The following is a 25217-nucleotide window of genomic DNA, read 5'->3' as shown; positions in this document are numbered from 1 at the left end:
TATTCCAAGATTATTATTATGACCGATGCCGATACGGACGGAGCGCATATTCAAGTGCTGCTGCTGACCTTCTTCTACCGCTACATGAAGCCGCTGATTGATGCCGGGAAGGTCTTTATCGCCCAGCCGCCGCTGTATAAGCTGACGCGCAAATCAGGCAAGCTTGAAACGGTGCGTTACGCCTGGAGCGACGAGGAGCTGCAGAATTACCTGAAGGAATTCGGCAAAAACTTTGAGCTGCAGCGTTATAAAGGACTCGGGGAAATGAACCCGGATCAGCTGTGGGAAACGACGATGAATACCGATACCCGCACACTGCTCCAGGTGCAGATTGAGGATGCCGCCAAAGCGGAGCGCCGTGTCTCCACCCTGATGGGTGACAAAGTCGATCCGCGCAAGCGCTGGATTGTCGAGAACGTCGATTTTACGGAAATTGTGGAGTAGGGCAGGGATTTAGATCTCTTGGCTGAGCTTATGGCGGCTTACAGCCCAGCGGGCCAAATGCATGCCGCTGATTCTATGCGGCATGCCGTTTTAGCGGAAGTGACGAATACTTCCGTTTCTACAGAGCTTGGTGATTAGAGGAACAGAGGGGAATTTTGGAACTGTAGGAGCGTTAGCGACCGCCTTTGTCTGCGGATTTCCACCGCGAACAGCGGTATACAATCAAGAAATCTGCAGACAACAGCGGCCGGAAGTCCAAACATTCTCCGGAGTGACGGTCAGATCACTACACGCTTTTGAATCAGATAGATTGAGGAACAGAAGGTGAGCCAAGTGAGCAGTTTATCAGAACAATTTTCGCCGGCTTTTCTGGAAGAGGTCGTCGGTGACCGCTTTGGCCGGTATTCTAAATATATCATTCAAGACCGGGCAATCCCCGATGTGCGGGACGGGCTGAAGCCCGTGCAGCGCCGGATCCTGTACGCCATGTACGACTCCGGCAATACCCCGGACAAGCCGTACCGCAAATCGGCCAAAACCGTAGGGGACGTAATGGGGAATTATCATCCCCATGGAGACTCATCCATCTATGACGGTATGGTCCGTATGGCGCAGCCCTGGAAGATGGGGCATGTGCTTGTAGACGGGCATGGCAACTGGGGATCCATGGATGATGACCCGGCGGCAGCGATGCGCTATACGGAAGCCCGCCTGTCACCGATCGCCCTGGAGATGATGCGTGACATTGAGAAGCGGACCGTGCTGTTCAAAGACAACTTTGACAACACCGCGAAGGAGCCGGTAGTTGTACCTTCACGGTATCCGAATCTTCTGGTTAACGGCACGAGCGGAATTTCTGCCGGCTTCGCTACGGAGATTCCTCCGCATAATCTGCGTGAGGTTATCGACGCCTGCATCGCCGTGATGCAGAAGCCGGACATCGAACTGGAAGATATCATGACCTTTATCAAAGGCCCTGATTTCCCGACTGGCGGGACAATTATGGGCGGTGACGGAATCATTGATGCCTACCGCACCGGCAAAGGGCGGATCTACCTGCGCTCCAAGACCGAGATTGAGAATCTGCGCGGCGGCAAGCAGCAGATTGTCATTACCGAGGTGCCGTTCCAAATCGTGAAATCACGTCTTGTTACCTCGATGGAGAATATCCGTCTGGAGAAGAAGATCGACGGTATCGCAGAAGTGCGGGACGAGAGCGGCCGGGATGGCCTGCGTATTGTGGTGGAACTGAAGAAGGAAGCGGATGCTCAAGGGGTTCTGGCTTACCTGCTCAAGAAAACCGATCTGCAAGTTACTTATAACTTCAACATGGTGGCGATCGTCAACAAGGCGCCGCAGCAGCTCGGGCTAAAAGCGATCCTGGAGGCTTATATCGCCCACCAGCGCGAAGTCGTTACCCGCCGCACCCAGTTTGACCTGGAGCGTGCTGAAGACCGTGCTCATGTTCTCGAAGGGCTGGTCAAGGCGCTCAACATTCTGGATGAAGTTATTGCAGCGATTAAGGCCTCCAAGAACCGCCAGGATGCCCAGAATAACCTGGTCTGGATGTTTGGCTTCAGTGAACGCCAGGCCGATTCCATCCTTACCTTGCAGCTGTATCGTCTGACGAATCTGGAGATTCACTCGCTGCAGAAGGAATTGGACGAAATGATGGCCCGGATTGCCACGCTGCGCGGTATTCTCGACAGTGACAAGAAGCTGGTGGCCGTTATCCGCAAGGAATTACTGGAGATCCGCGACAAATACGGCATCGACCGCCGTTCGTTGATTCAGGGAGAGGTCGAAGAGCTGAAAGTCAGCCTCGAAGTGCTGGTTAACGCTGAGGATGTGCTGGTGGCGCTGTCAGCCGACGGTTATATCAAGCGCACCGGCATGCTGTCCTTTACACGATCAGGCGGCGAACGACATGCTTCGGGTGTTAAGGAAGGCGATCATATCGTCAAGCTGCTCGATCTGAATACCCGGGACAGCCTGCTTATCTTTACCCGCAAGGGCCAGTACTTCCTGCTGCCGGTTCACCAGATACCGGAATTCAAGTGGAAAGAGCCGGGGACTGCGGTCGTTAACGTCATCGGTCTGGCAAAAGGCGACAGCATCGTCAGTGTACTGCCGGCCCCGAATCTGGAAGATACGAATGCCAGTCTTGTATTCATCACCCGGAAGGGCCAGGTGAAGCGTACGGAGCTCAAGGAGTACTCTACCAGCCGTTCCGGAGCTGTTGCGGCCTGCAAGGTCGCTGAAGGTGACGAGGTCATTACAGTGGCACTGAGCAGCGGAGACAAGGACATTGTGCTTGTGACCCGCGAAGGGATGAGCATCCGGTTCAAAGAAAATGAAGTGAACCCGATGGGCCGAGTGGCCAGCGGGGTAAGAGGCATCCAGCTGCGCGAGGGCGATGAAGTGGTATCCTGCTTCTGGGTCAGTGAAGATGAGGGAGAGATTCTCGCCGTCACGGACATCGGTTACGCCAAGCGTACCCTGATGGTGGATTATCCTTCACAGAGCCGCGGAGGCAAGGGCATGCCAACCTTCGAGTTCAAGGAAGGCAAGCGTGTCCGGCCGAACGGCAGCCGGATCGCAGGTGCATTCCACTGCAAGGAGCCGCTGGAACTTATCGCAATTACCCGCGATGGACTTGTTCACACCCTCACTTCAGAAGCTGCACCGCTGAGTGAGCGGCGTTCTACAGGCAAACAGCTGGTTCCTGTGGAGAAAAAGGATGAGATCCTTACGCTTTACCCGGCCATTAAATAATCCGGATCAACACACATAGAGATAAAACCCCAACGGCGTGTGCGGCCGCTCTCTAAGAGCTGGCTGCCGCGCCGTTTTAAATAACTCTGAACTAACTACTCCTTGGTAACGGGGGCTGTAACACATTTTTATTTTTTTCTTTTGCAGGAAATGGAATTTTTTTCTCGAAAATGTAGGTATACCGGATAGAGATCCGCAGGGAAAGGAAGGAATAAGTGTGCACTCCTCTGAATTCAGTAAAATCTGGCATAAAATATTGAAAGACTATAAACTACATATGGACAGCAAGCTTGCCCCTACACTGACGGATGCCCAGCTCACCGTACTGGAACTGCTTCAGGAGCGTGACGCAATGAAGCCTTCTGATCTGGCTCCGCATCTGGCGACTAGCCCGGCAGCGGTCACTATGCTCCTGGACCGGATGGAGAAGAACGGACTGATTGTCCGTGAACGTGATGCCGCAGACCGGCGGATCGTTTGGGTGAGTATTACGGAGGTTGGAAAGAGGGAGACGGAGCGTGGCCTAAAGATCCGCAGCGATTTTTTTGCCGAAGCGCTTGACCCGATTTCGTCTCATAACCAGCAGCTGCTGCTTTATCTAATGGGCAAGATGGCGGTTGCTCCGGCACCCGAAGGTTCTACGCCGTAAATACCATGATCTGAACTCTTGAACAGAATTAATTCCTATAAAAAAGCAGGTCATCCGTCAGCGGATGGCCTGCTTTTGCAATTGCTGGGGCCACAGACTCCAGGGATGGGTCTGGGGCGGCAATGAAATCAGTTCGATATCGTCTTTGGTTACCGGATGCGGAAAGCCTACGAGTGATGACCAGAGGGCGATTTGCTGTCCCGGTCTGTTCACGGCGGAGCCGTATTTCTGGTCGCCGAACAGCGGGCAGCCGATGCCGCTCAGCTGCACCCGGATCTGATGTGAGCGTCCGGTCAGCAGATCAATCTTCAGCAGGCTGAAGCCCTCAGCTACTCCAAGAACCGTATAGTCAAGAATGGCTTCCTTGCCGCCGGGTGTACCTTTGCGGACAATGGTGACGGTGTTGCTCTTGGCATCCTTCAGCAGTGTATTGACCAGGCGTCCTTGGGAAGCGGAAGGCTTGCCGTGGACAACGGTCAGATAGACCTTACGGAAGGCGTGGGTTCGGACGCTTTCGGAGAGCCGGGAAGCCGCCTTGGAGGTTTTGGCGAAGATCATCGCACCGCCTACAGGACGATCCAGCCGGTGAACGAGGCCCATGTATACATTGCCGGGCTTTTTATAACGTTCCTTCACATCTTCTTTGAGCAGGGTCAGTAGATCGGGATCACCGGTTGCATCTTCCTGGACGGGAATATTAACGGGCTTTACAATGCCTAACAGGTGATTGTCTTCGAACAATACCTCAAAGCGGGATTGTCCGCTGTACGGCTCTTCACCAGCGCCGCCATGCTGCATATTCATGGCTTACGCCTCCCAGCGGCCCAAAATTCCGCAAGGCAGGTTCATGCCGGAGGAAGTGATCGGCAGGCCGATTTCACCGGAAGTCAGCTTACCGCCGTAGCGTTTGCCCATGGTCATGGAGAGCATATTCCGCAGAACGGTCGGCGAGATGCCTGTTGTATAGGAATTGATCAGCATGAAGAGCGGTCTGTCACTCATGATTTCCATACAGCTTTCGAGGAACGGATAGAGGCTGGATTCCAGCTTCCACATTTCGCCACCCGGGCCGCGGCCGTAAGAAGGCGGGTCCATAATGATTGCATCATATTTGCTGCCCCGGCGCTGCTCGCGCTGCACAAATTTGAATACATCGTCCGTAATGAAGCGGACCGGACGTTCGCTAAGACCGGACAGCTGGATATTTTCCTTCGCCCATTGAACCATGCCTTTGGCTGCATCCACATGTACGACCGAAGCTCCCGCACTGGCTGCCGCCACAGTTGCTCCGCCGGTATAAGCGAACAGGTTGAGTACAGAGATCGGACGGTTCGCTCCGGCGATCTTGTCCATCATCCAGCTCCAGTTAGCCGCTTGTTCGGGGAATAGGCCCGTATGCTTGAAGTTGGTCGGACGCAGGTGGAACTTCAGCTTACCGTAGCTGATCTTCCAGTCGTCCGGAATCGTTTTTTTCATTTCCCATTGTCCGCCGCCGGCGGAGCTGCGGTGATAATGTCCGTGCACATCGCGCCACTTGGCTGTCTCACTTGCCAGGGGCCAGATAATTTGCGGGTCCGGGCGGCGCAGGATAATATCGCCCCAGCGTTCCAGCTTTTCTCCGCCTCCGGTATCGATAACTTCGTAGTCTTTCCAATCGCCTGCTATATACATCTTTTATCCATCCTTCAAAAAATTCATTTAGCCTTTATTGTACAACATTTAACCCGGAGGCTACAAACAAAAAGGTTGCAAAGCTGCGACTATTCTCAGTCTGTCCATACTAGGTCTGATACATAATATTTCCAAATATACAGGGGGATTTCTTAGAACGCCCGTCATCTGGCGCTGCCGTCATGGATTGTGTATGATCTGGAGTAGTTAGATAACGGGAGAAAGCGGAGGCGGAATCGTAATGTATAACCTTGCAAAGCTATATTACCCGATAACGGCAAGACCGGATGGAGCCGGAGAGTTCACTCCATGCAAGGCACTGCAGCCGTATATCCGCTGTTTCTGGGGCACTACGGGAGGGCCGGACGGTCAGACTAGGGAGCTTACAGCTCAGCCGGACACGCTGCCTGGCCCGCTGACAACCCGGGAGATGATTATACCCGACACCTGCATGGATATCATCTGGGAGTGGGATGCGGCAACAGGCGTTGCCGGAGGTTTCTTTTGCGGGATTAATGATACACCGTTTGAAGTGGAAGCATCGGGGATGCCGGAACCCAAGGTACGCTTTGCCATCCGTTTTCATTTTTGGGCGGTGCATCTGTTTGCGGATGATCATCTGAAGGATGTGCTGAACTTTAGCGGTGAAGTGGATCAATACTTCCGGTCGTTCCGCAGGGAATTAGGCGACAGGCTGCCCGAAACCCGGACGCTTGGGGAACGCATTGCTGCTGCTGAGCATTATCTGCTGCGCCGGCTGGACCAGGCGCGAATGAGCAATAACGGGCTGATGAATGCAATACATACCATTTTACATCATAAAGGAGTCGTGTCGGCAAGCGGACTGGAGAACAGTACAGGCCTGAGCAGCCGCCAGCTTGAACGGCTGTTCCGGGAGTATACCGGGATCTCGCCCAAAAAAACAGCTGATCTCGTACGGTTTCAGAATGTATGGCTGAATTTATGCCGTCCATCACCGCATCTCCGCAATGTTCAGGATCTGGTTTATGCATATGGTTACAGCCACCAGTCACATTTAAACAACAGCTTCAAGAGATATGCAGGCCGGACTCCGCTGGAGGCATTGGCGTATTCACGGCAGTGAATGTCGTTTTTTTGCAATACAAAGAATCCGGCAGGAGGTAAACTATCTACAATAGCCGGTGTCCGGCTTACATCACAGTATAAGAAAGAGGGGACCTTTATGATTTCTGCTTTTGAAGGCATCAATCTGTACACTAAGGATACGGCGGCACTTGCGGCATTTTATGCAGAGATTCTGGGGATTCCGGTTCCGTTTGAAGGATTCGGTAATAGTGACGGGGCCAAGATCGGCTTTGAACGCGGTTTGCCGGGCTTGATCATCTGGGACGAGAATAAGTGGGGCAAGCATACGACTGGCGTCGTTAATCTGGTGTTCTCCTGCAGCAGCCTTGATGAAACTTATGAAGAACTTAAAGCCAGAGGACTGGATTGTCAGCCGCCGGTTACGATGGAATATGGAGGCAAGGAAATGAATTTCCGTGATCCGGACGGCAACGGGATAACCTTGCTGGAAGGCGCCTATTAAACTTGTTGTTAAGCTGCCTGATAAATGGTTCAGGGGAGAAAAGCGGACATTAGCCAGAAGGATGGCTACTATCCGCTTTTTCAATGTTGACAATGAGAATCATTATCAAATAGAATAAGGATAACAAATCATGGTTTCGTTTACGAGATGGGACCATGACTATACTTCATGTTTATCTTGGGGAGGACGGAATAAATGGCTAAGGTGCTTGTGGCATACGCCAGCTTGACCGGTAATACGGAAGAGATCGCTGAACTGATTGCTGAAGGGATACGCGAGGCGGGCGGAGAAGCTGTCTTGAAATCGGTGACCGACTGCAACGCGGTTGAGATAAAGAATTATGAGGCTGTATTGCTGGGCGCATATACTTGGGGTGACGGTGAGCTGCCGGATGAATTCCTCGACTTCTACGAAGAGCTGGATGAGTTGGATCTGTCTGCCTACAAAGCAGCTGCCTTCGGAAGCGGGGACACCGGATATTCGATCTATTGCGGGGCGGTGGACCAGATTGAAGCGAAGCTGAAGGAGCGCGGAGCTGAGATAGTTCAGGCCAGCCTGAAGATTGAATACGGGCCTAATGCTGCGGAAAAAGAGGCCTGCCGGAATTTCGGGCGCCAGTTTACCGAGACCTGCGCGGCGGTTTCCTAAAGATGGGCGGAGCGGCAGGAAACTTGGCGGAGGGAAGAACATCTCTACCTGCTATACAATATACCCGGCTGAATGATTTTCGGATGGAGCACATCATGCTGGGCGGGGCAGCAGTACCGGACAGCGGAGCTGCAGCCACGGGACTCCCGCGCTGGAGGCAGCAGGTGCAGTATGCTATCGGCCACACGCTTAACGATTTCTACAGTCTGCAGCCTGAGGTGCGCCGGGAGACGCCTATTCAATTTCTGCTTGAACGGCGCTGGCCGCCTAAGGGGAATGCTTTTCCGTCGCTGATGCATTATTGGGATGTGAAGACCGCGGTGGGCGATGAGCTGATGCGGATCGCACCATGCAATCACATCCGGGAAATACCGGTAATGCTTTATGAGCAGTGGCATATTCCGGTCCCGGAGCTGGCAATTGAGCTGGCGATGATCTTTCAGCTGGTCTGGAATTCAGAGGTTAGCGGACGCTGCCTGAACATACAGAAATTCATGGTGTCCGGCAACGAGGAAGTGATCACCGGATTTCTGCATATGGCCAACGTATTTTGCCACAAGGCTTATGGGGAACCGGCAGAAACGATTGAAATCTATTCGCTGATGGATGGACGGAGGCATATATTTGACGGAGCCGGTGTGGCGCTTGAAGAATCCCTGGATTACGTGCGGCTGCTGTCCGTATTCCTGAGCCAGGAGGATTCGGCGGACCATAAGGTAAGTGTCGGTGACCGCAGGAACGAGAAGAGTGAGGCTTCCTTTGGCGGATTCGGACTGATGTAATTCGGGTGCTCTGCTTGCCAAATAGGGCGGAGGAGAGATAAGGTAGTGGCAGGAGGTGCCAGAACCAATGCCAGAACCGATCAAAACCTATAATACCGCGGTGGAAGCAACGCTTGAAGTCATCGGCGGCAAGTGGAAGCCGGTTATTCTTTTCTTCCTTACCTTTGGCAAGAAACGCAACGGGGAGCTTATGGCCCTGATGCCAGCCGTTACACAGAAAGTGCTGACACAACAGCTGCGCGAATTGGAGGCCGATGGTGTTATTCACCGGATCTCTTACAATGTAGTTCCCCCGAGAGTAGAGTACGAGTTGACCGAATACGGATGGAGTCTGCGGGACATTCTTCACCTGCTGTGCAGATGGGGAGATTCCCATATTGAACGGACTTATGGCGACAAGGCTGTTGTGTTGTCTGAACGCGAATGGATTAACAAGACAGCCGGTCTCTGAATTTAGAGACCGGCTGTCTTTCTGCAATCTAAAGATGTCTGGAAGGGGATTATGGGATGATTTTGCGTTCGCGCAGGAGATCGAAGATTTCCTGGAACATGAGCTCCGTGTCTACGAACTCATGGAAGCCGGCACGGCGCGCCTTGCTGCTGTCCGCAAAAAAATCGTAATCCCAGGAGAAGACAAAATCCCCGAATGCCCAGGAAGAAACACTCTGGTAGCTATTAGGAACCAAATCGTATTTTTTGAGCATTGCGTCCCACAACGGTTCTTTATCCTCCATGACAACAGACAATGACATCTGAAGCGGCGGTGCTGTTTCCAGCTCAAAGTAGGCGGCTATTTTTGGCCACAGCTCGTCCCAGCGGAACAGGTCGCCATTCGTAATGTTGAAAGCCTGATTGGCACAGCGCTCATGGGTGGCGGCCCACACGGTTGCTTTGGCCAGCAGCCCGGCGTCGGTCATCTCCAGCAGGCTGTGATAAGCTCCCGGTTTGCCGGGAAAGCGCAAAGGGATGCCAAGTTCTTTTGAAATAGAAGCATAGACAGCAATGACCATGGCTAAGTTCATGGGATTACCCAATGCAACTCCACATACGACGGAAGGGCGCAGCGCAGACCAAGTCCATTGTTTCCCTGCCTGCCGCTGTTCCAGGAAGTTCTGCTGATCTATATTGAATTCAGGCGGCATATGATTGGCGTCTGTTTCCCGGGCCGGGGTTTTGAATGGTCCCAGATGCGCGCCATACACTTTATAGCCTTGCATCAGACTGATGTGCTGAAGTCCGCGCGCAGCCGGCTCAACGGCTTCAACTACATTAACCAGCATCGCAAGGTTCGGGGGTACTAGCTCTGCCCATGTTGGACGGTCCTGATAGGCTGCATAGAAGATATGCGTCACCTCTCTAAGGCTCCCAAGCTTCTGCCGGGTATCCGATGCATCCAGCAGATCGGCAGAGATATAACGGATACGGTCCGTATTATCACCGCCCCGGCGTGACACACCGATAATGTCCCATTCCGGCAGAGTAACCAGATGCCCGATCAGATTACTGCCAATGACCCCGCCGGCCCCGATCACGAGGGCTGTTTTGCGCATTGCCGTTTCCTGCTGATTCATACTATTGTTCCTCCCTTTGTGTGCTGGCTTCCTCTGCATTATGAGTCTCTGTAGACAGGATGAACAGTACGCACTTTGAGGTCATATAGGAACTTTGAAGTAACATAGGTAACGGCTGCTGCGTGGATTAGACAGTTAATAAGCCCCTTAGCTCAGCAGGAAACTGCCAAGAAAAGGGGCTCAATACATCACATTAGTGGCAATCCAAGTTAATAAAAATGGCCTTGCTCAGCCGGTATACAGGTAGTAATCCTGCTTGTTCAAAACCACGAAACCGCAGCTTTCATACAGCTTCAGCGCGTTGGGGTTATCAAGCGCCACCTCCAGGTTCACGCCATTGTAATTGCGGCGCTCCCGTTCAATGGTCTGCTGCAGTGCGCTGCGTCCGATGCCGAGCCCGCGCAGCTTCTTATCCACGGTGAAGCCGTAAATCCAGGTCTCGTTGTTCTCTGTCCATAGCCGCATCTTGCCGGCGGGCTGACCGTTCATTTCGATCATGATGTGCTCCTGCAGAGCTTCATGCTTCTGCTGCTCAAACATTTCAGCCGCATCTTCCTGTGTTATACCGAACCCTTCGCGGTCCAGTTCGAGGAGAATATGAGCCTCATCTTCACGGGCAGGACGCAGGATTACAGTTCCGGCTGCAGAGCTTGCTTCAGCTGAACCCTGTGGCACAGCTGCCGCATCCCATTTCATCTGGTATTCGGCATGATTGAATACGAGCGGCAAGGTCTTCAGAAAGCCGGAAGCAGACAGCGAGGCGGCTGGAGCATTCAAGAGCAGCGTCGTGATATTGTTCCGCTTGATAATCGTCTGTGCCCGCTCCCAGAGCGAGGTAAAGATTCCTCTGCGGCGGTAGCCCGGGCGGACCATCCCGCATACTTCCATCTCGCCGCTGAAGCCGTATAATCCGATGAAGCCGACCAGCACATCTTCTTCGTAAGTCACCAGCCACTCTGCTCCACCGGCTTCCGGGGAGTGCCGCAGCATATCCCAATTCAGCTTCAGCGATATGCCTTCGTATTGTTCGCAGCGTTGCTGCAATTCTTCTATATCCTTTAAAGTATCAGCAGTAGTCAATCCGTTTCCTCCTCGAGTTAGAGCGAACTCTCATAATTTCATATTCCTCAAGGAAACGGTCGCGGTCCTAAGACGAGCTTCCGTCTCCGCTGAGCACATCCGCATACTCTTTGTGCCGCTGGAACTGCTTGGCAGCATAAGGGCATTCCGGGATGATTTTGACGCCAGCTTCACGGGCCTTGTCCACGACTGCCCGAACCAGCTTCTCGCCTGTACCTTGTCCGCGCAGGTCTTCAGAGACATAGGTATGGTCAACGATCCAATTTCCTGTCGCCTCTTCCAGCCTGTATGTAATTTCAGCAAGGTCTTTTCCGTCACCAGCAATATACAAACGGCTTTCTCCATGTTCAATTTGATCCATATTCTTCACTCCTGCCTTCTTGTAGTTCCTTTATTTTACTATCCTGAATTGGAAAAAGCGAGAAAACGCGCAAGACGGCCGTACATAGGCTGCCATGATGATTATGTCGGCCACTTTGCAGCCTGTGAATTAGCATAATTTATTATAAATATGTATTATAATTGAATTTTTCCCTATTTTGACTTGATGTTGCGGCAGTGCTATACTGATTCCACAGCAGGCAAATATGGTTAATAAGAGACTGATTAGACCTTTACATCTAATTGGTCTTGTTTTTTTAATACTCACAACCTTTAGGAGGAATATCATGAATACTACAGTTCGTTTGACTGAAAGATCCGGCTCGACTTCTTCACAGCGGAGAAAAGGCTTTGTACCGGTTGTCGTCTACGGTGCAGGTTCAGATACGCAATCCTTTACTGCAGATGCAAAGGCCCTTACTGAAATTATCGGCAAGAACCCCCGGGCGATTCTCAAAGTAGAACTTCCCGGTTCTGGTATCAAAAACGCGGTAATTGCTGAAGTACAGCGCCAGCCACTGTCACGCAAGCTGCTGCATGTGGATCTGCATCAGATTGACATGAAGGCGGAGCTGGTTACAAAGGTTGCATTCCACTTTACTGGCGACCCTGTCGGTGTGAAGGACGGCGGCATCCAGCAGGTAGAGCTGTATGAATTGGATATCCGCACGTTGCCGGACAAGCTGACAGCCACCTTCGATGTGGATATCAGCAGCCTTAATATCGGTGATCAATTGCTGGTTTCGGATCTGCCTAAGCATGAAGGCTGGGAAGTACTGACACCTGAGGATACGCTGATTCTGCGCATTGCGCCACCGGCAGCTCTGGAAGAACCTGCTGATTCCGAAACTGCTGAAACTGCCGAACCGTCAGCCGCAGCAGATGCGGATGAAGGCAAGACAGAAGAGTAAGCAGTATCATTTTGTTGAAATAGTTTAGACAGGAGCAGACCATTCCTAACCGGGAGCGGCCTGCTCCTTTTTGCATTTCAGGCACAGGGAGCAATAACGATAAATGAAGTAGTTTTTAGCGGAAAAGCGGAAATCCACCCCGGGGCGGAGGTCTGCTTTTTTGGTATGCTGTACAATCTTATATGGCTATATCTCCCTTCATGAATTAGTCGAAAAGCTGGCGGAAAGAAAGCTGCCATACCGGCGGAATTGATATTTGACGAAGGGCACGGCTAGTCAGACGGCTGAGCCTTACAGATCCGGTGGAACAGCTGAGTGGTAAGCTGAAATAAAAATGCTGCATATCTATTAAGGAGGTAAGCAATGGAGTTTTACAGATTTGATAAAGAGACGGGCAGAAGGATTTCTACATATGATTCCGATTTTTTGATGTCCCGAATTATTCAAACTACACAGGGTGCTCATATTGGGTGTATGTATTTAGAAGCGGATGGTATTATTGGCTATCATCAGGCTGTTTCACCTCAAATCCTCTTAATTATAGCCGGGGAGGGAGAGGTTAGAGGTGGAGATAATGAATATTTTAAGGTCAAGGCTGGAGATGCAGTGTTCTGGCAGAAGGACGAATGGCACGAAACCAAAACGACAAACGGATTAACAGGAATTGTAATAGAAAGTGAAGGTATGAAGCCTTCTTCCTTTATGACCGGAAGTCTGGACATTCCCCGGAGCTGCGACTAAGCCGGTGGATTAAATCTGAAATGAACTAAACTCGAAAAAAAGGAGCGGGTCATATGAACTCAGCCAAAGCAAAAACGCCTAATCTGGGCATTGTTATCGCAGGTCTGCTGCTGGGGATTCTAATGGCCTCTATGGACAGTACGATTGTGTCCACAGCGATGGGCAACATTGTCGGTGAACTTGGCGGAATGGATAAATTTGTTTGGGTAACCTCGGCTTATCTCGTTGCGGAAATGGCGGGGATGCCGATCTTCGGTAAGCTTTCGGATATGTACGGCCGGAAGAGGTTTTTCATTTTTGGCGCCATCGTATTTATGGCCGGTTCGGCGCTTTGTGGTACGGCAGATACGATTACCCAGTTAGCCGCTTACCGGGCTGTTCAGGGAATCGGGGGCGGTGCGCTCGTGCCGATTGCTTTTGCGATTATGTACGATGCCGTGCCGCTGGAAATGCGCGGCAAGCTGGGCGGGGCCTTCGGCGCGGTCTTTGGCTTATCCAGCATCTTTGGACCCTTGCTGGGTGCTTATATTACCGATCATATCGCCTGGCAGTGGGTGTTTTATATTAATCTGCCTTTAGGGCTGCTCGCCTTGGTGATGGTTGTGAGCTTTTATCGCGAGTCGGTGGAGCATTCGAAGCAGCCGATCGACTGGCTGGGTGCCGGAACCCTTCTGGGGGCGGTAATCAGCCTGATGTTTGCAATGGAGCTGGGCGGGAAAGAGTATGCCTGGAGTTCTCCGGTCATCCTGGGCTTGTTCGCTGCCTTTGTGGTTCTTACCGTGCTGTTCCTGCTTGCGGAGAGAACAGCGAAGGAGCCGATTATTCCTTTTGCCCTGTTCCGGAAAAGGCTGTATGCCTTCAGCATCCTCTGCGCCTTATTCAGCGGAGCCGCATTTATCGTCGCCTCCGTGTACATACCGATCTTTATCCAGGGCGTGCTTGGCGGTTCGGCTACAAATTCAGGCCTGGTCCTGCTGCCGATGATGGTAGGCTCCGTTATAACAGCTTCAATGGGCGGGTTCCTGATGGTTAAATTCAGCTACCGCAGTCTGATGCTTCCCACACTCGCATTGCTGGTGCTGGGCATTGCACTTGTCACTACACTGACCCCGGATGCATCGAGGCTGCTGGTAACCCTGTATATGATCATGATCGGCCTGGGTGTGGGGGCTTCGTTCTCGGTGCTAAGCACGGCGGCTATTCATGGGCTGGCCGCGCAGCAGCGCGGATCTGCCAGTGCGACGCTCAACTTCCTGCGTTCCCTGGGCATGACGATCGGAATCACTACTTTTGGCATCATCCAGAGTCATTATTTTTCGTCGAAGCTGGCCGGCATGATCTCAGGCGGCGGAGGATCGGCCTCTGCACCGGCTCTTGATATTAAGGATCCGCATGCTTTGTTATCCCAGGATACACGAGCATTAATTCCGCCTGACATTCTGTCAGTTATCACATCCGGGCTGTCTTCCTCGATTGTGAGAACCTTCGCCTGGGCCGTCATTCCGGCTGTTCTTGCCCTGCTTGCCGCCAGCTTCATGGGCCGTCAGAAGATGGATGCTTCCGCGGAGGAGCCGGCTGCCACGGGGCATTAGCCGGTAAACAGCTGGCTAGAAGTGGAATATCCTTGAAATCGCAGGTAGAATAGACGGGAGTGAAATTTGACCGAGTGGGTTAGGAGGATTTCAAAGTGGCAGGTCAAGCAGAATTGGTTGTAGACGCACAGGCTTTGCTGGGGGAAGGCCCCCATTGGGATCATACGGCCGCCAGGCTGTATTGGGTGAATATCGAGGGTAAGCAGCTGCGGAGCTATGACCCGAAGACAAAGAACGAGAAGATCTATACCTTCGATAAAAAGATCAGTGCCGTAGTCCCGGCAGCTGCCGCGGCTGGATACTTGCACTGCAGGACGGGTTATACCGTTTCAGCGAAAATGAGCCGGAGCAGCGGATTGCTGCGGTAGAACCTGAGCATCCGCGCAACCGGCTGAATGATGCCAAATGTGACAGCAGCGGCAGGCTGTGGTTCGGCACGATGAGTATGGATTTCACAAAGGCGGCGGGCAGTCTGTATGTCATGGAGCTTGATGGCCGGGTGCGCCGGGTCTTAACCGGCATAAGCATCTCCAATGGTCTGGCCTGGGATGACCAGCGCGGCCGGATGTATTATATTGATACGGCAACCCGGGGTGTAGACGTCATGGATTATGATGTACATTCCGGCACCGTTGATAACCGCCGGAGGGTCTTTCTTGTTCCGGAGGGCGCCGGTGACCCGGACGGGATGACGATTGACCGTGAAGGCATGCTCTGGGTTGCGCACTGAGGCGGCGGCTGTGTGTCGCGCTGGAATCCCCACACCGGGGAACAGCTCACCAAGGTTGAAGTTCCGGCCAAAAATGTCACCTCCTGCACCTTCGGCGGCGATGCATTAGATGAGCTGTATATTACAACGGCACGGGACGGGATGAGCGAAGAAGAGCTGCAGCGCTGGCCGCTTACGGGCGGGCTGTTCAAGTTCAAAGCCGGAGTGCAGGGTGTGGAAGCTAATATTTTCAAAGGTGTATCTCAATAAAATCAGCAGCAGGCCTCCCGTCCAGACGGGGGGCTTTTTTTCTGCAATACGCCGGGAAAACGGTTCAATGCACCGTGAAAATGGTCCGAAACCCTGTGACCGTTCTCCGCTAACGGGTTGCTGTCCTCTCTCCCGGTTCTGATTTCCATTCTGTTAGGATGAAAGCGTAAACAAAATCTGGATATAGGAGATAAAGGCATGGGAGTCCCTTCTGGCAAGCTGCTGCGCAGTGTGAAGCCTGTCCACCCGACCCGCAGGAGGATACAGAACAAACACAAACTGTTCCTGATGGCGTTACCGTTTCTTCTGATTACTTTTATTTTCTATTATTTGCCGATCAGCGGCTGGATTTATGCCTTTTATGACTTCATCCCGGGCATACCGCTGTCGGACACGCCATATGTCGGGCTAAAATGGTTCCGCACGATGGTGGAGAACCCTACGCAGACTGGGGAAGTGCTCCGTGTGCTGAAGAATACGGTAGCGATGAGCTCGCTTGGACTGGTCACCTCGGTATTTCCGGTAATCTTCGCGATTCTGCTCACGGAGGTTAAGGCAGGCTGGTACCGCAAGTTCGTACAGACGCTGACGACGATTCCGAATTTCATCAGCTGGATTCTCGTGTACGCGCTGGCATTCTCGCTATTCTCTGTGGATAACGGAGTCGTGAACAATATTCTGGTACAGCTCGGTGTAGTGGACGAAGGTTTTAATTTTCTCGCTTCCAGCTCGCATATCTGGCTGACCATGATTGCCTGGTACTGGTGGAAGTCGCTCGGCTGGGGCGCTATCCTGTATCTGGCCGCGATAGCCGGCATTGACCAGGAACTGTATGAGGCGGCAGAAGTGGACGGCGCCAGCCGGTTCCGCAAAATCTGGCATATTACCGTTCCCGGCATCATTCCAACCTTCTTCGTGCTGCTGCTGCTCTCCATCGGCAATTTCGTCAACAACGGGATGGAGCAGTATTTTGCCTTCCAGAATGCGATGAACAAGGATGCGATAGAGGTGCTGGATTTATATGTGTACAATATCGCCTTTGCCAACAATTTCCCGTTCGCTACAGCCGTCAGTATGCTGAAGTCGATCGTCAGTGTAGCGCTGCTGTTCGCAGCCAACACGCTGTCGAAGGCTGTACGGGATGAATCCATTATTTAAAGGGGTGATTCCATTGCGCAAGAAACTGAAGCCAGGCGATACCCTGTTCCAGGGAATCATCTACGTGCTCTTCGGCTTGTTCACACTGAGCTGCATTTATCCGTTTTATTATCTGTTCATCAACACGATCAGCTCCAATGATCTCAGCGCGGCGGGGTACATCAAGTTTTATCCGCGGGAAATTCATTTTGACAACTACTCCAAGGTACTGCGGATCAGCGGGCTGAGCCATGCGGCGCTTGTATCGGTCTACCGGACGGTTATCGGAACCCTTCTGACTGTGGGCGCGTCAGCCTTCCTCGGCTACCTGTTCACCAAAAAAGAAATGTGGGGCCGCCAGATCTGGTACCGCAGCGTTGTGGTCACCATGTATTTCAGCGCCGGACTGATTCCCTGGTACATCACGATGCACAATCTGCATCTGACTAACAATTATCTGGCTTATATTCTGCCGACGATCATTACCCCGTTTAACATCATTCTGGTCAAAACCTTTGTGGAGGCGATTCCGCCTTCCCTGGAGGAATCCGCAAGCATCGACGGGGCAGGGTATCTGCGGGTGTTCTGGAGTATTATTGTGCCGCTGACCACGCCGATTCTGGCGACGATCACTATTTTCTCGGCAGTCAATCAGTGGAACTCCTTCATAGACACCGCATTCCTGATGACAGATACCAAATACTTTACGCTGCAGTTCCTACTCTGGCGGTATTTGAACGAGTCGAGCTCGCTGGCGGCACTGATCCGCAATTCCCCGGATATGGCGGCGAGTGTCCAGAACATGCAGACGCCAACCTCCGTGCGGATGACGGTGACGATGATTGTGGTGCTGCCGATTCTGATTGTGTATCCGTTTTTCCAGCGGTTTTTTGTCAAGGGCATTATGATCGGTGCGGTCAAAGGCTGATCTAGTATAGGCCGCCTGATCCTGAGGATTTGGAGTGCTGCTCCGCCGGCAGGCAGAGCTTGTACTTATATAGTTCATCATCTGATTCAATGCTGTACATGTTCACAAACTTGATGCCCACAAAACTTTTAGGGGGAATGAAGATGAGATTTAAAAGATTATCGCTGATGCTGCTGTGCGCGGTAATGGTATTCGCGCTGGCAGCCTGCGGCGGGGGGAACAATAACGGCGGGAATGCTAACCAGGCGGAGAGCACGGATAAGCCTGCGGCTGAAGCGACAAACACTACAGAAGCAACATCGGCGCCGGATGACGGCACTCTGGATCATTCCAAGCCGCTTAAGCTCACTGTCTTCTCAACGACTGCCAACTATGCCGGGCCGCAAACCGGCTGGTTCGCGAAAGTGATCAAGGACAAATTCAATATTGAGCTGGATATCGTTGCCTCCAACCTGACCGGCGGGGATACCAAAATCTCTGCAATGATGGCTTCCGGAGATCTGGGCGACATCATCATCTTCGGGGATGACAAGAACCACTATCCGAATGCGATCAAAGGCAAGCTGCTGCTGGACTGGACCCAGGACGGCCTGCTCGACAAATACGGTACAGATATCACGAAGCAGTTCCCGAAAGCTGTAGAGAAGGCCAAAGTTGCTTTTGGCGGCGGCAGCGCGGTCTACGGCATCGGCAACAGCGTGGCAACCAACCCTTCCGGCCCGTCCGAAGGCAAGGATATGACCTGGGGGCCGGACCTGCGCTGGGATCTGTACCAGCAAATCGGAGCCCCGGAGATTAACTCGATCGAAGACTATCTGCCTGTGCTGAAAAAGATGCAGGAGCTTGAACCGAAGAATGAGCAGGGTAAGAAAACCTATGCTTTCTCGCTCTGGTCGGACTGGGACGGCAACTACAAAATGACGCTGGCGAAGCAATTCGCCAACATGCTGGGTTATGATGAGATTCCGGATACAGCGCTTTATGTCAAAGCCGATGAAGAGAAATATTATGATTTCCTCTCCGATGACAGCTGGTACATGAAATCACTGAAGCTGTATTACGAGGCCAATCAGATGGGATTGCTTGATCCGGATTCCCTGACCCAGAAGTTCGATGATGTTGTAGCGAAATACAAGGACGGCCGTCTGCTGTTCTCCTGGTTCCCGTGGCTTGGCGCAGCTAACTACAATACCGCGGAAAGAACAGCCGAAGGAAAGGGCTTCGCCCTGGTGCCGTTTAAAGATGAGCTGATGTATTCCACCGGATTCAATGTTTACGGAGGCAATGGCATTATTTCGATCGGTGCTAAGGCAAAGGACCCGGCGCGGATTATGGAGTTCATTAACTGGATGTATACACCGGAAGGCGCGATGCTCTCCGCAGGGAGCGGTACGGCTGTACCGAATGGTCCGAAGGGTCTGACCTGGGATATTGACGCAAGCGGCCAGCCGGTCGTTACTGACTTTGGATGGAAGGCCTATACTGACCAGCAGAATACACAAGTGCCGGAAGAATACGGCGGCGGCGATTATTACTACGGCTCTAACCAGATGAACTTCTCATTTGTGGTTCCGGCGATGGTGAATCCGGAAACTAACGAGCCGTATGACCACAACCTGTGGAAGACAACGCTGGAACGTAATCCGTCGAAGCTGGACAGTGACTGGAGAGCGAAGATGGGCGTGCTGACGGCCAAGGAATATTTTGAGAAAAATAATCTGCTCGCCGTTGCTCCTCAGGGCTTCACCGGCAAAGAACCGCTAACCATGGACAAAACGCTGGAACAGAAAAACAAACAGATCGGCACCGTGATCCAGCAGATTTCCTGGAAGATGGTGTTTGCGAAGAATCAGGCGGAATTTGATAAGCTGAATAAAGAAATGCACGATAAGGTGAACGGCCTCGGCTATGCCGACGTGATGGATTTCTCGGTTAAAAAGGCTGAAGAGTTGTTTGAAGCCCGCAAAAGTGTAAAGTAAAGCAGCTCAAATCATAGCCATAAGGCAGGGCGGCAAAAAAGGCTGCGCTGCCTTATTATGTTCAGTCCGGGAAGAATCTGGTATTCTGATACCAGGTGATAAAACGCTTTCATTAAAAGAGGAGAGCAAGCGGAATGCGCAGAAAGAAGATAGGGAAGAGCCATGCTCCGGCAGTGAAATCTTTGCGGACTACGCTGGTCATTTATTTGCTGATCGGCACGCTGCTGCCGCTTCTGATTGTCGGAATTGTATCCTATACTTCAATTTATTCGATTCTGTCCGGCAAAATCGGCAGCGGCATCAGCGCGAGTCTGCGCCAGGAAGCGCTCAGCCTGGAAAATGCGATCGACAATCTGGATTTTGCCTCTAAGCAGTTCGCGCTCGACGGGCAGATTGTGGAAGAAATGAATTCTTTTCTGCAGGAGAAACAGATTTACCGCAAATCGCAGATTATGAATTCGATTAACCAGAAGATTAATCTCGTCAATTTCACCAATCCCTATATCGGATTGACAGCTTATATCATGCCCGGCAGCAAGGACCCTGTGCTGTTTACGAACATGAGCACCCGGCAGAGCTTCGATGTTAGCACGCTCCCCTCTTTCATGCGCTATAACGGAGCCGACTATTTCGGGCCGCATAGCACGATGTATGCTGTCGGTGACAATGTCGTCTTCTCCGAGCAGCGGATTGTCCGGGTAAACGGCCGGGACGAATTATATATTTACCTGGAGACGAATTACAGCCTGCTGCGGAAAATTTTCAATCAGGAAGCTTATGGCATGAAAGTGAACCATCTGCTGGTGAACCAGAGCGGGACGCTGACCCATAAGATAGACGGCGAGGTGCCCGGCAAAATTGTCAAAGCCGCCGGAACAAGAGGAGGTGAGGGCCATGAAGTTCTGGATGGCTATCATCTGTTCCGTTATGAAAGCCCGCAGGGCTGGAAGCTGGTGGCCGTCGTTAAGAAATCAGTGTTCAACAGCGAGATTTACACCTGGTTTTACAAAATGATTCTGCTGGCTCTTTTGACGCTGCTGTTCGCAGGAGTTCTGGCCTGGCTGATCTGGAAGAAGATCTATGGTCCGCTGCGCAAGGTCAATGTGGAGATTATCCGGATGGCCGAAAATGTCACCGCACCGGTTGCGTTTACGAATGTGGAGGAGTTCGATTTCGTGCTGAGCAATTTCCAGCAGATGAAAGATCAGGTGAATGAGCTGATTCAGGCCGTTGCCCGTAATGAGAAGCAGAAAAGCCAGTTTGAAATCGAGAAGCTGCTCAGCCAGATTAACCCGCATTTTCTGCATAATACACTCAACACGGTACAGTGGCTTGCCCGGTTGAACGGGCAGAAGGAAATTGATAAGCTGGTAACCCTGCTGGTGAAGGTGCTGCATTACAATCTTGGCAAACAGAGCATCATTGTGACGATTGGCGAAGAAATTGAAGCGATCCGCAATTATATGGAGCTGCAGCGTATCCGTTATGATTATGAATTCGAGTTCAATGTGCAGGCGGAAGATAATGTGCTTGCAGCGGCTGTGCCGCGGTTCCTGCTCCAGCCGCTGGTGGAAAATTCGATTTATCACGGACTCAGTGACAACGGCAGAGTGGATGTCATTATTAAGGCGCACGGCGGCAATGAAGTACAGCTGTGTGTAAAGGATAACGGTGCTGGTATGAACGACGCGCAGATTGAAGAGCTTCTCTCGGATGACAGCGCCAAAAAGCGGGGGCTCGGCATCGGGTTCGCATACGTGATGCGGATGCTGAGGACCTACTACGACGGGCAAATGGAACTGCAGATCAAAAGCGGAGAGGGCGAAGGAACAACGATATCCATCATTATCCCCCGTAAGAGCAAGGAGGACTTCGATGATTAAAGCTGTTGTTGTCGATGATGAGCGCCTGGTGCGTAAAGGCTTCATCTCACTGATTGACTGGCCGTCCTTCGGTGTCGTCATCGTCGGCGAAGCCGGAGACGGTAATGCTGCACTGGCCCTGCTGCGGGAGCAGGAGGCTGATCTGCTGTTTGTCGATATCACCATGCCGGGCATGTCCGGCTTTGATCTGATCCGGCAGGTGCGGCAGCGGTTTCCCGCCATCCGCTGCGTGGTGCTGACCTGTCATCATGAATTTGACTATGTGCAGGAAGCCCTTCGCCTGGGGGCAGTTGATTATATTGTCAAAACGCTGCTTGAGGTAGAAAATGCCGATGAAACGATCTCGCGGCTGGTGGAACGGATCAAATGGGAGGACAGCACAAGGGAGTCGCTTAGCCGCGGGGCAGGCATGGTGATGACCGCGGACAGGGCGGTGCTCTATCTGCCCTTAAAGGCTCCAATCAATGAAGAGGAGCTGTTTCAGCTCTCGCTGGTGAAGAACCAGCCGCTGATTGCCCTGAGGGAGCAGTGGATGTCGCCACTCCCTCAGCGGTTTAGTGAACAGGAGCTGCAGCGGGAGCTCAGCCCTGTTCTGGACGGACGCTGGCAGACGGCGCTGGTGAGCGGGCTGCGCGGCCAGAGCCTCCAAGAGCTGGAGGAGGTCTTGGCTAAGGCGGCACGGATGGCGCTGTTCTATTACAGCGGTGAGGAAGAACCGGCCAGACTGAGTTATCCGGAGCTTAAGCTGGCCTGGGCCAGTGACAGGAATGCAAGCGGGAAGGAACCGGTGCTCCAAGCTGCGCAGAATCTCAGGTGGACGATTGAACGGGCCGACTGGGAGGAGTTCACCGCCGGTGTACTGTGCCAGCAGCCTTCCCCTGAGGCGATAGCCGCCTTCGGCCACGCGATGCTTCAGAGCTGGAGTCCGCTGCTGCTTACTCCGGACGAAGCTGCTGAACTGGCGGCTGCGGCTGGCGGTAACGTGAACTGGTGCCGCTGGAAGCAGTGGCTGCGGCAGTTCGCCGCTCATATTCAGCGGCGGATGGTTGAGCTGGGACTGAGCAAGGAGCTGATGTTCTGCCTCATCCGCGCCGTCCGGTATATGAAGCAGCATGCCGGGGACAAAATCAATCAGGGGGATGTCGCCGCGTATATCAATATGAGCCGGGGCTATTTCAGCCAGTGCTTCGCCCGCTTTGCCGGCGAGAGCTTCGGCGAAGTCCTGCGGGGAATGCGGCTTGAGCTGGCCAAATCGCTGCTGCTGGAGACAAACTATCCGGTGCATGAGATCGCCTGCAGATCCGGCTTTGAGGATGACCGGTATTTCAGCAGGCTGTTCCGGGAACGGGTCGGCCGGCTGCCAAGCGATTACCGTGCAGAGAGGATGAAGCTATAATGAAGACCCGGGGTGTTATCCTCTCAGTGCTGGCGCTGCTCAGTCTGCCGGCCTGCGGCGGCAAAGATTCTTCTGGGGAATCAAACGGGGCACAGCAAGGCAATTCTGCCGAGACTGCCGCCTACAGTAAATATGAGCAGCCGGTTACGATGCGGATTGGCTTCAAGGTCCCCGATTCCCGGCTGAACAACGGAGACAGTAATGACAATAATCCGGTTTCCCGTTACTTGGAGAGCCTGTCGAATATCAAAGTCATACATTCCTGGGAAGCCAAAGGTGAAGAGCTATATACGCAAAAAGCCCAGCTGGCGATTGACAGCAACGATCTGCCGGATGCGATGGTTGTCGACCGGGATCAATTAAAGAAGCTGATCGACAACGATATGATAGCTGATCTGACCGGCACTTTCCAGCAGTACGGCTCTACGCTGATCAAGGACATGTACAGCTCAACCGGAGGCGAGGCGCTGGAGGATGCCTCCCGCAGCGGCCGGCTGTACGGCCTGCCGAATGTAGCGATCAATGCGGATTCTCCGATGCTGCTGTGGGTCCGCCAGGATTGGCTGGACCGGCTGGAGCTGCCGGCTCCCCGCACTTTCGAGGATATTGAAAGAATCGCCAAGGCATTCATCGAACAAGACCCTGACGGGAACGGCAAACGCGACACCTCCGGCCTCAGCGCCTACAAAAATATTGTATATGGAACGAAGCCGCATATTAACGGCCTTGATGCGGTCTTCAGCGCCTTCCATGCTTTTCCGACCAACTGGATAAAGGACAGCAGCGGTGCTACTGTATACGGTTCGATCACTCCCGAGACCAAAGCGGCATTGGCTAAGCTGGCCGACTGGTACAAGCGCGGGCTGATCGATCCCGGCTTTGCTCTCTATAAAGAGACCCAGGAGCCGATTATTTCCGGCCATTCCGGCATGTTCTTCGGTCCTTGGTGGATGCCGTATTACCCCTTATCGGAGGCGGTGGCCGCCGATACCAAGGCAGAGTGGCGGGCGTATGCCGCTCCGCTGGACAGCAGCGGCAAATTCATTGCCCACATGGCCCCGGTGACAGACCGCTACCTGGTGGTCCGCAAGGGCTATGAGCATCCAGAAGCTGTTGTGAAGCTGCTGAATATGTTCACCCGGCTGGAGCGAAGACGGGACCCCAATACGGCAGAGGTCAATAAGCTGGACGATTTCTCGGCCGAGACCGGCATCCAGCTGCGGGCCTACTACCCGTTCGACCTGCTGATTGATTACAGCGGTGCCATTGAGCAGCATTATGCCGATGTGCAGCAGGCGCTGCACGGCAAAATCGATCCGGAGCTGCTGGATCCGGACACCCGGCTGCTCTATGACCGCTGGCTCGCTGAGGAAGAGCAGCCCAAGAAGAATCTGGAGGGCTGGAAGGCAACCAATGCTTACAAATACGGTGTCGCTGTCTTAACCACGACGGCAATCGAGCAGGTGCGCAGCGTGTTTTACGGCAGTACACCGGGTATGGCAGGCGTGTGGCCGAAGCTGCAGACACTGGAGAGCGAGACCTTTCTGAATATTATCGTCGGAGAAACTCCGGTGAGCGAATTTGATGATTTCGTGAAGGACTGGAAGCGTATGGGTGGAGATCTTATTACGCAAGAGGTAACGGAGATCGTCAACAGCAAAGGCGGTGAATGAAGGCAGTACTTACAAGAAATTTTGGGCACTCACGGTTAATCTCACTTTATGAAGCACACTTGCGATCAATCGTATCAGCAATTCTTTGAAACTGCTGAGTGCGGACACCATTGCACTTATTTGTTGATAAATTCGATGCTGTGAACTGTAACGGACACAGGAAGTCTTATTAGTTGAATATGGTGGCGATAACACGTGTTTTTACCGTAATAACTGCATCTGAGTCTGTAACTCTGCCGATTCACTCTTTTTACACTTAATAACGGCTACTGAGTCCTTAAGAAATACCCCACTACATTTTTTAGTTGTTAACACAAAAACAGGCCGGAGTCTCCAACAGGAAACTCCGGCCTGTTTCTTATGTTCCGGCTAGTCCCTCCAGACAACCATCATTACGGAGCTTCAGTAACATCGGCCGCAGCGGCCG

Annotated in this window: 22 protein-coding genes and 1 pseudogene; 18 read left to right on the top strand and 5 right to left on the bottom strand. The window is 52.6% G+C overall.

What is annotated here, in order from left to right:
* From AQR02_RS34365 to AQR02_RS15660, 3 genes are all read left to right on the top strand, one after another.
* Nucleotides 1-444 (top strand): toprim domain-containing protein (locus AQR02_RS34365; protein WP_245237490.1); only part of this gene is annotated, 444 nt, incomplete at its 5' end.
* Between the two features lie 333 nt (nucleotides 445-777).
* Complete coding sequence (gene gyrA / locus AQR02_RS15665) at nucleotides 778-3219, top strand: DNA gyrase subunit A (RefSeq protein WP_054941280.1); 2442 nt, start codon at nucleotides 778-780, stop codon at nucleotides 3217-3219.
* 217 nt (nucleotides 3220-3436) lie between these two features.
* Nucleotides 3437-3868, top strand: a complete 432-nt coding sequence (locus AQR02_RS15660) for a MarR family winged helix-turn-helix transcriptional regulator (protein WP_054941279.1) — start codon at nucleotides 3437-3439, stop codon at nucleotides 3866-3868.
* Between the two features lie 57 nt (nucleotides 3869-3925).
* Here the strand turns inward: AQR02_RS15660 and AQR02_RS15655 are convergent, their stop codons facing one another.
* Both AQR02_RS15655 and AQR02_RS15650 read right to left on the bottom strand, forming a co-directional pair.
* Nucleotides 3926-4672 (bottom strand): RluA family pseudouridine synthase, encoded by a 747-nt coding sequence (locus AQR02_RS15655; protein WP_054941278.1) that lies wholly within the window; start codon nucleotides 4670-4672, stop codon nucleotides 3926-3928.
* Nucleotides 4673-4675: 3 nt separating this feature from the next.
* On the bottom strand, nucleotides 4676-5539 hold the full coding sequence (locus AQR02_RS15650) for a class I SAM-dependent methyltransferase (protein WP_054941277.1): 864 nt from the start codon (nucleotides 5537-5539) through the stop codon (nucleotides 4676-4678).
* Between the two features lie 241 nt (nucleotides 5540-5780).
* On the opposite strand from AQR02_RS15650, the gene AQR02_RS15645 reads away from it, so the two are divergent.
* From AQR02_RS15645 to AQR02_RS15625, 5 genes are all read left to right on the top strand, one after another.
* Nucleotides 5781-6644, top strand: coding sequence for a helix-turn-helix domain-containing protein (locus AQR02_RS15645; protein ID WP_054941276.1), 864 nt, complete (start codon nucleotides 5781-5783; stop codon nucleotides 6642-6644).
* A gap of 99 nt (nucleotides 6645-6743) precedes the next feature.
* On the top strand, nucleotides 6744-7109 hold the full coding sequence (locus AQR02_RS15640) for a VOC family protein (RefSeq protein ID WP_054942126.1): 366 nt from the start codon (nucleotides 6744-6746) through the stop codon (nucleotides 7107-7109).
* 195 nt (nucleotides 7110-7304) lie between these two features.
* Nucleotides 7305-7757: a flavodoxin gene (locus AQR02_RS15635; protein ID WP_054941275.1), complete on the top strand. Its 453-nt coding sequence runs from the start codon at nucleotides 7305-7307 to the stop codon at nucleotides 7755-7757.
* Between the two features lie 83 nt (nucleotides 7758-7840).
* Nucleotides 7841-8539, top strand: coding sequence for a hypothetical protein (locus AQR02_RS15630; protein WP_209444165.1), 699 nt, complete (start codon nucleotides 7841-7843; stop codon nucleotides 8537-8539).
* Nucleotides 8540-8606: 67 nt separating this feature from the next.
* The gene (locus AQR02_RS15625) at nucleotides 8607-8990 is read left to right on the top strand and encodes a winged helix-turn-helix transcriptional regulator (RefSeq protein ID WP_054941273.1); all 384 of its coding nucleotides are present in this window, start codon (nucleotides 8607-8609) and stop codon (nucleotides 8988-8990) included.
* A 49-nt stretch (nucleotides 8991-9039) separates the two neighbouring features.
* Here AQR02_RS15625 and AQR02_RS15620 read toward each other — a convergent pair whose 3' ends face one another.
* The 3 genes from AQR02_RS15620 to AQR02_RS15610 form a co-directional block, all read right to left on the bottom strand.
* On the bottom strand, nucleotides 9040-10110 hold the full coding sequence (locus AQR02_RS15620; protein WP_054941272.1) for an SDR family oxidoreductase: 1071 nt from the start codon (nucleotides 10108-10110) through the stop codon (nucleotides 9040-9042).
* A gap of 228 nt (nucleotides 10111-10338) precedes the next feature.
* Nucleotides 10339-11190 (bottom strand): GNAT family N-acetyltransferase, encoded by an 852-nt coding sequence (locus AQR02_RS15615; protein WP_054941271.1) that lies wholly within the window; start codon nucleotides 11188-11190, stop codon nucleotides 10339-10341.
* 67 nt (nucleotides 11191-11257) lie between these two features.
* Complete coding sequence (locus AQR02_RS15610) at nucleotides 11258-11551, bottom strand: GNAT family N-acetyltransferase (protein ID WP_054941270.1); 294 nt, start codon at nucleotides 11549-11551, stop codon at nucleotides 11258-11260.
* A 307-nt stretch (nucleotides 11552-11858) separates the two neighbouring features.
* Here AQR02_RS15610 and AQR02_RS15605 point away from each other — a divergent pair, with 307 nt between their 5' ends.
* The 10 genes and pseudogenes from AQR02_RS15605 to AQR02_RS15560 all read left to right on the top strand — a co-directional run bounded on the left by AQR02_RS15605 (nucleotide 11859) and on the right by AQR02_RS15560 (nucleotide 24790).
* The gene (locus AQR02_RS15605; protein ID WP_054941269.1) at nucleotides 11859-12482 is read left to right on the top strand and encodes a 50S ribosomal protein L25; all 624 of its coding nucleotides are present in this window, start codon (nucleotides 11859-11861) and stop codon (nucleotides 12480-12482) included.
* Between the two features lie 363 nt (nucleotides 12483-12845).
* Nucleotides 12846-13223: a cupin domain-containing protein gene (locus AQR02_RS15600; protein WP_054941268.1), complete on the top strand. Its 378-nt coding sequence runs from the start codon at nucleotides 12846-12848 to the stop codon at nucleotides 13221-13223.
* A gap of 53 nt (nucleotides 13224-13276) precedes the next feature.
* Nucleotides 13277-14815, top strand: a complete 1539-nt coding sequence (locus tag AQR02_RS15595; protein ID WP_054941267.1) for an MDR family MFS transporter — start codon at nucleotides 13277-13279, stop codon at nucleotides 14813-14815.
* Between the two features lie 95 nt (nucleotides 14816-14910).
* Nucleotides 14911-15794: pseudogene (locus AQR02_RS15590) on the top strand (SMP-30/gluconolactonase/LRE family protein).
* A gap of 198 nt (nucleotides 15795-15992) precedes the next feature.
* Nucleotides 15993-16952: an ABC transporter permease gene (locus AQR02_RS15585; protein ID WP_054941266.1), complete on the top strand. Its 960-nt coding sequence runs from the start codon at nucleotides 15993-15995 to the stop codon at nucleotides 16950-16952.
* A gap of 13 nt (nucleotides 16953-16965) precedes the next feature.
* Nucleotides 16966-17859, top strand: a complete 894-nt coding sequence (locus AQR02_RS15580) for a carbohydrate ABC transporter permease (RefSeq protein WP_209444164.1) — start codon at nucleotides 16966-16968, stop codon at nucleotides 17857-17859.
* Between the two features lie 143 nt (nucleotides 17860-18002).
* The gene (locus AQR02_RS15575; RefSeq protein WP_054941264.1) at nucleotides 18003-19838 is read left to right on the top strand and encodes a type 2 periplasmic-binding domain-containing protein; all 1836 of its coding nucleotides are present in this window, start codon (nucleotides 18003-18005) and stop codon (nucleotides 19836-19838) included.
* Between the two features lie 134 nt (nucleotides 19839-19972).
* Nucleotides 19973-21721, top strand: a complete 1749-nt coding sequence (locus AQR02_RS15570) for a sensor histidine kinase (protein WP_054941263.1) — start codon at nucleotides 19973-19975, stop codon at nucleotides 21719-21721.
* Nucleotides 21714-23117 carry a response regulator transcription factor gene (locus AQR02_RS15565; protein WP_054941262.1) on the top strand — a complete coding sequence of 468 codons (1404 nt, stop codon included), beginning with the start codon at nucleotides 21714-21716 and terminating at the stop codon, nucleotides 23115-23117. Before AQR02_RS15570 ends, AQR02_RS15565 begins: the two co-directional genes overlap by 8 nt.
* On the top strand, nucleotides 23117-24790 hold the full coding sequence (locus AQR02_RS15560) for an extracellular solute-binding protein (RefSeq protein ID WP_054941261.1): 1674 nt from the start codon (nucleotides 23117-23119) through the stop codon (nucleotides 24788-24790). The genes AQR02_RS15565 and AQR02_RS15560 overlap by 1 nt, the downstream gene beginning before the upstream one ends.
* Nucleotides 24791-25217 lie beyond the last annotated feature (427 nt).

The sequence above is a fragment of the Paenibacillus ihuae genome (assembly GCF_001368795.1).
Lineage (GTDB): Bacteria > Bacillota > Bacilli > Paenibacillales > Paenibacillaceae > Paenibacillus_AQ > Paenibacillus_AQ ihuae.
The sequence above is the reverse complement of the archived record's forward strand: the minus strand, read 5'-3'. Positions and strand labels throughout refer to the sequence as shown.

Bases quoted from the DNA above. Each gene is read 5' to 3' on its own strand.
- AQR02_RS15635 (WP_054941275.1), top strand. From the start codon at position 7,305: ATGGCTAAGGTGCTTGTGGCATACGCCAGCTTGACCGGTAATACGGAA.
- AQR02_RS15570 (WP_054941263.1), top strand. From the start codon at position 19,973: ATGCGCAGAAAGAAGATAGGGAAGAGCCATGCTCCGGCAGTGAAATCT.
- AQR02_RS15640 (WP_054942126.1), top strand. From the start codon at position 6,744: ATGATTTCTGCTTTTGAAGGCATCAATCTGTACACTAAGGATACGGCG.
- AQR02_RS15565 (WP_054941262.1), top strand. From the start codon at position 21,714: ATGATTAAAGCTGTTGTTGTCGATGATGAGCGCCTGGTGCGTAAAGGC.
- AQR02_RS15600 (WP_054941268.1), top strand. From the start codon at position 12,846: ATGGAGTTTTACAGATTTGATAAAGAGACGGGCAGAAGGATTTCTACA.
- AQR02_RS15650 (WP_054941277.1), bottom strand. From the start codon at position 5,539: ATGTATATAGCAGGCGATTGGAAAGACTACGAAGTTATCGATACCGGA.
- AQR02_RS15645 (WP_054941276.1), top strand. From the start codon at position 5,781: ATGTATAACCTTGCAAAGCTATATTACCCGATAACGGCAAGACCGGAT.
- AQR02_RS15625 (WP_054941273.1), top strand. From the start codon at position 8,607: ATGCCAGAACCGATCAAAACCTATAATACCGCGGTGGAAGCAACGCTT.
- AQR02_RS15655 (WP_054941278.1), bottom strand. From the start codon at position 4,672: ATGAATATGCAGCATGGCGGCGCTGGTGAAGAGCCGTACAGCGGACAA.
- AQR02_RS15605 (WP_054941269.1), top strand. From the start codon at position 11,859: ATGAATACTACAGTTCGTTTGACTGAAAGATCCGGCTCGACTTCTTCA.
- AQR02_RS15630 (WP_209444165.1), top strand. From the start codon at position 7,841: ATGGAGCACATCATGCTGGGCGGGGCAGCAGTACCGGACAGCGGAGCT.
- AQR02_RS15610 (WP_054941270.1), bottom strand. From the start codon at position 11,551: ATGGATCAAATTGAACATGGAGAAAGCCGTTTGTATATTGCTGGTGAC.
- AQR02_RS15620 (WP_054941272.1), bottom strand. From the start codon at position 10,110: ATGAATCAGCAGGAAACGGCAATGCGCAAAACAGCCCTCGTGATCGGG.
- AQR02_RS15560 (WP_054941261.1), top strand. From the start codon at position 23,117: ATGAAGACCCGGGGTGTTATCCTCTCAGTGCTGGCGCTGCTCAGTCTG.
- AQR02_RS15575 (WP_054941264.1), top strand. From the start codon at position 18,003: ATGAGATTTAAAAGATTATCGCTGATGCTGCTGTGCGCGGTAATGGTA.
- AQR02_RS15595 (WP_054941267.1), top strand. From the start codon at position 13,277: ATGAACTCAGCCAAAGCAAAAACGCCTAATCTGGGCATTGTTATCGCA.
- AQR02_RS15585 (WP_054941266.1), top strand. From the start codon at position 15,993: ATGGGAGTCCCTTCTGGCAAGCTGCTGCGCAGTGTGAAGCCTGTCCAC.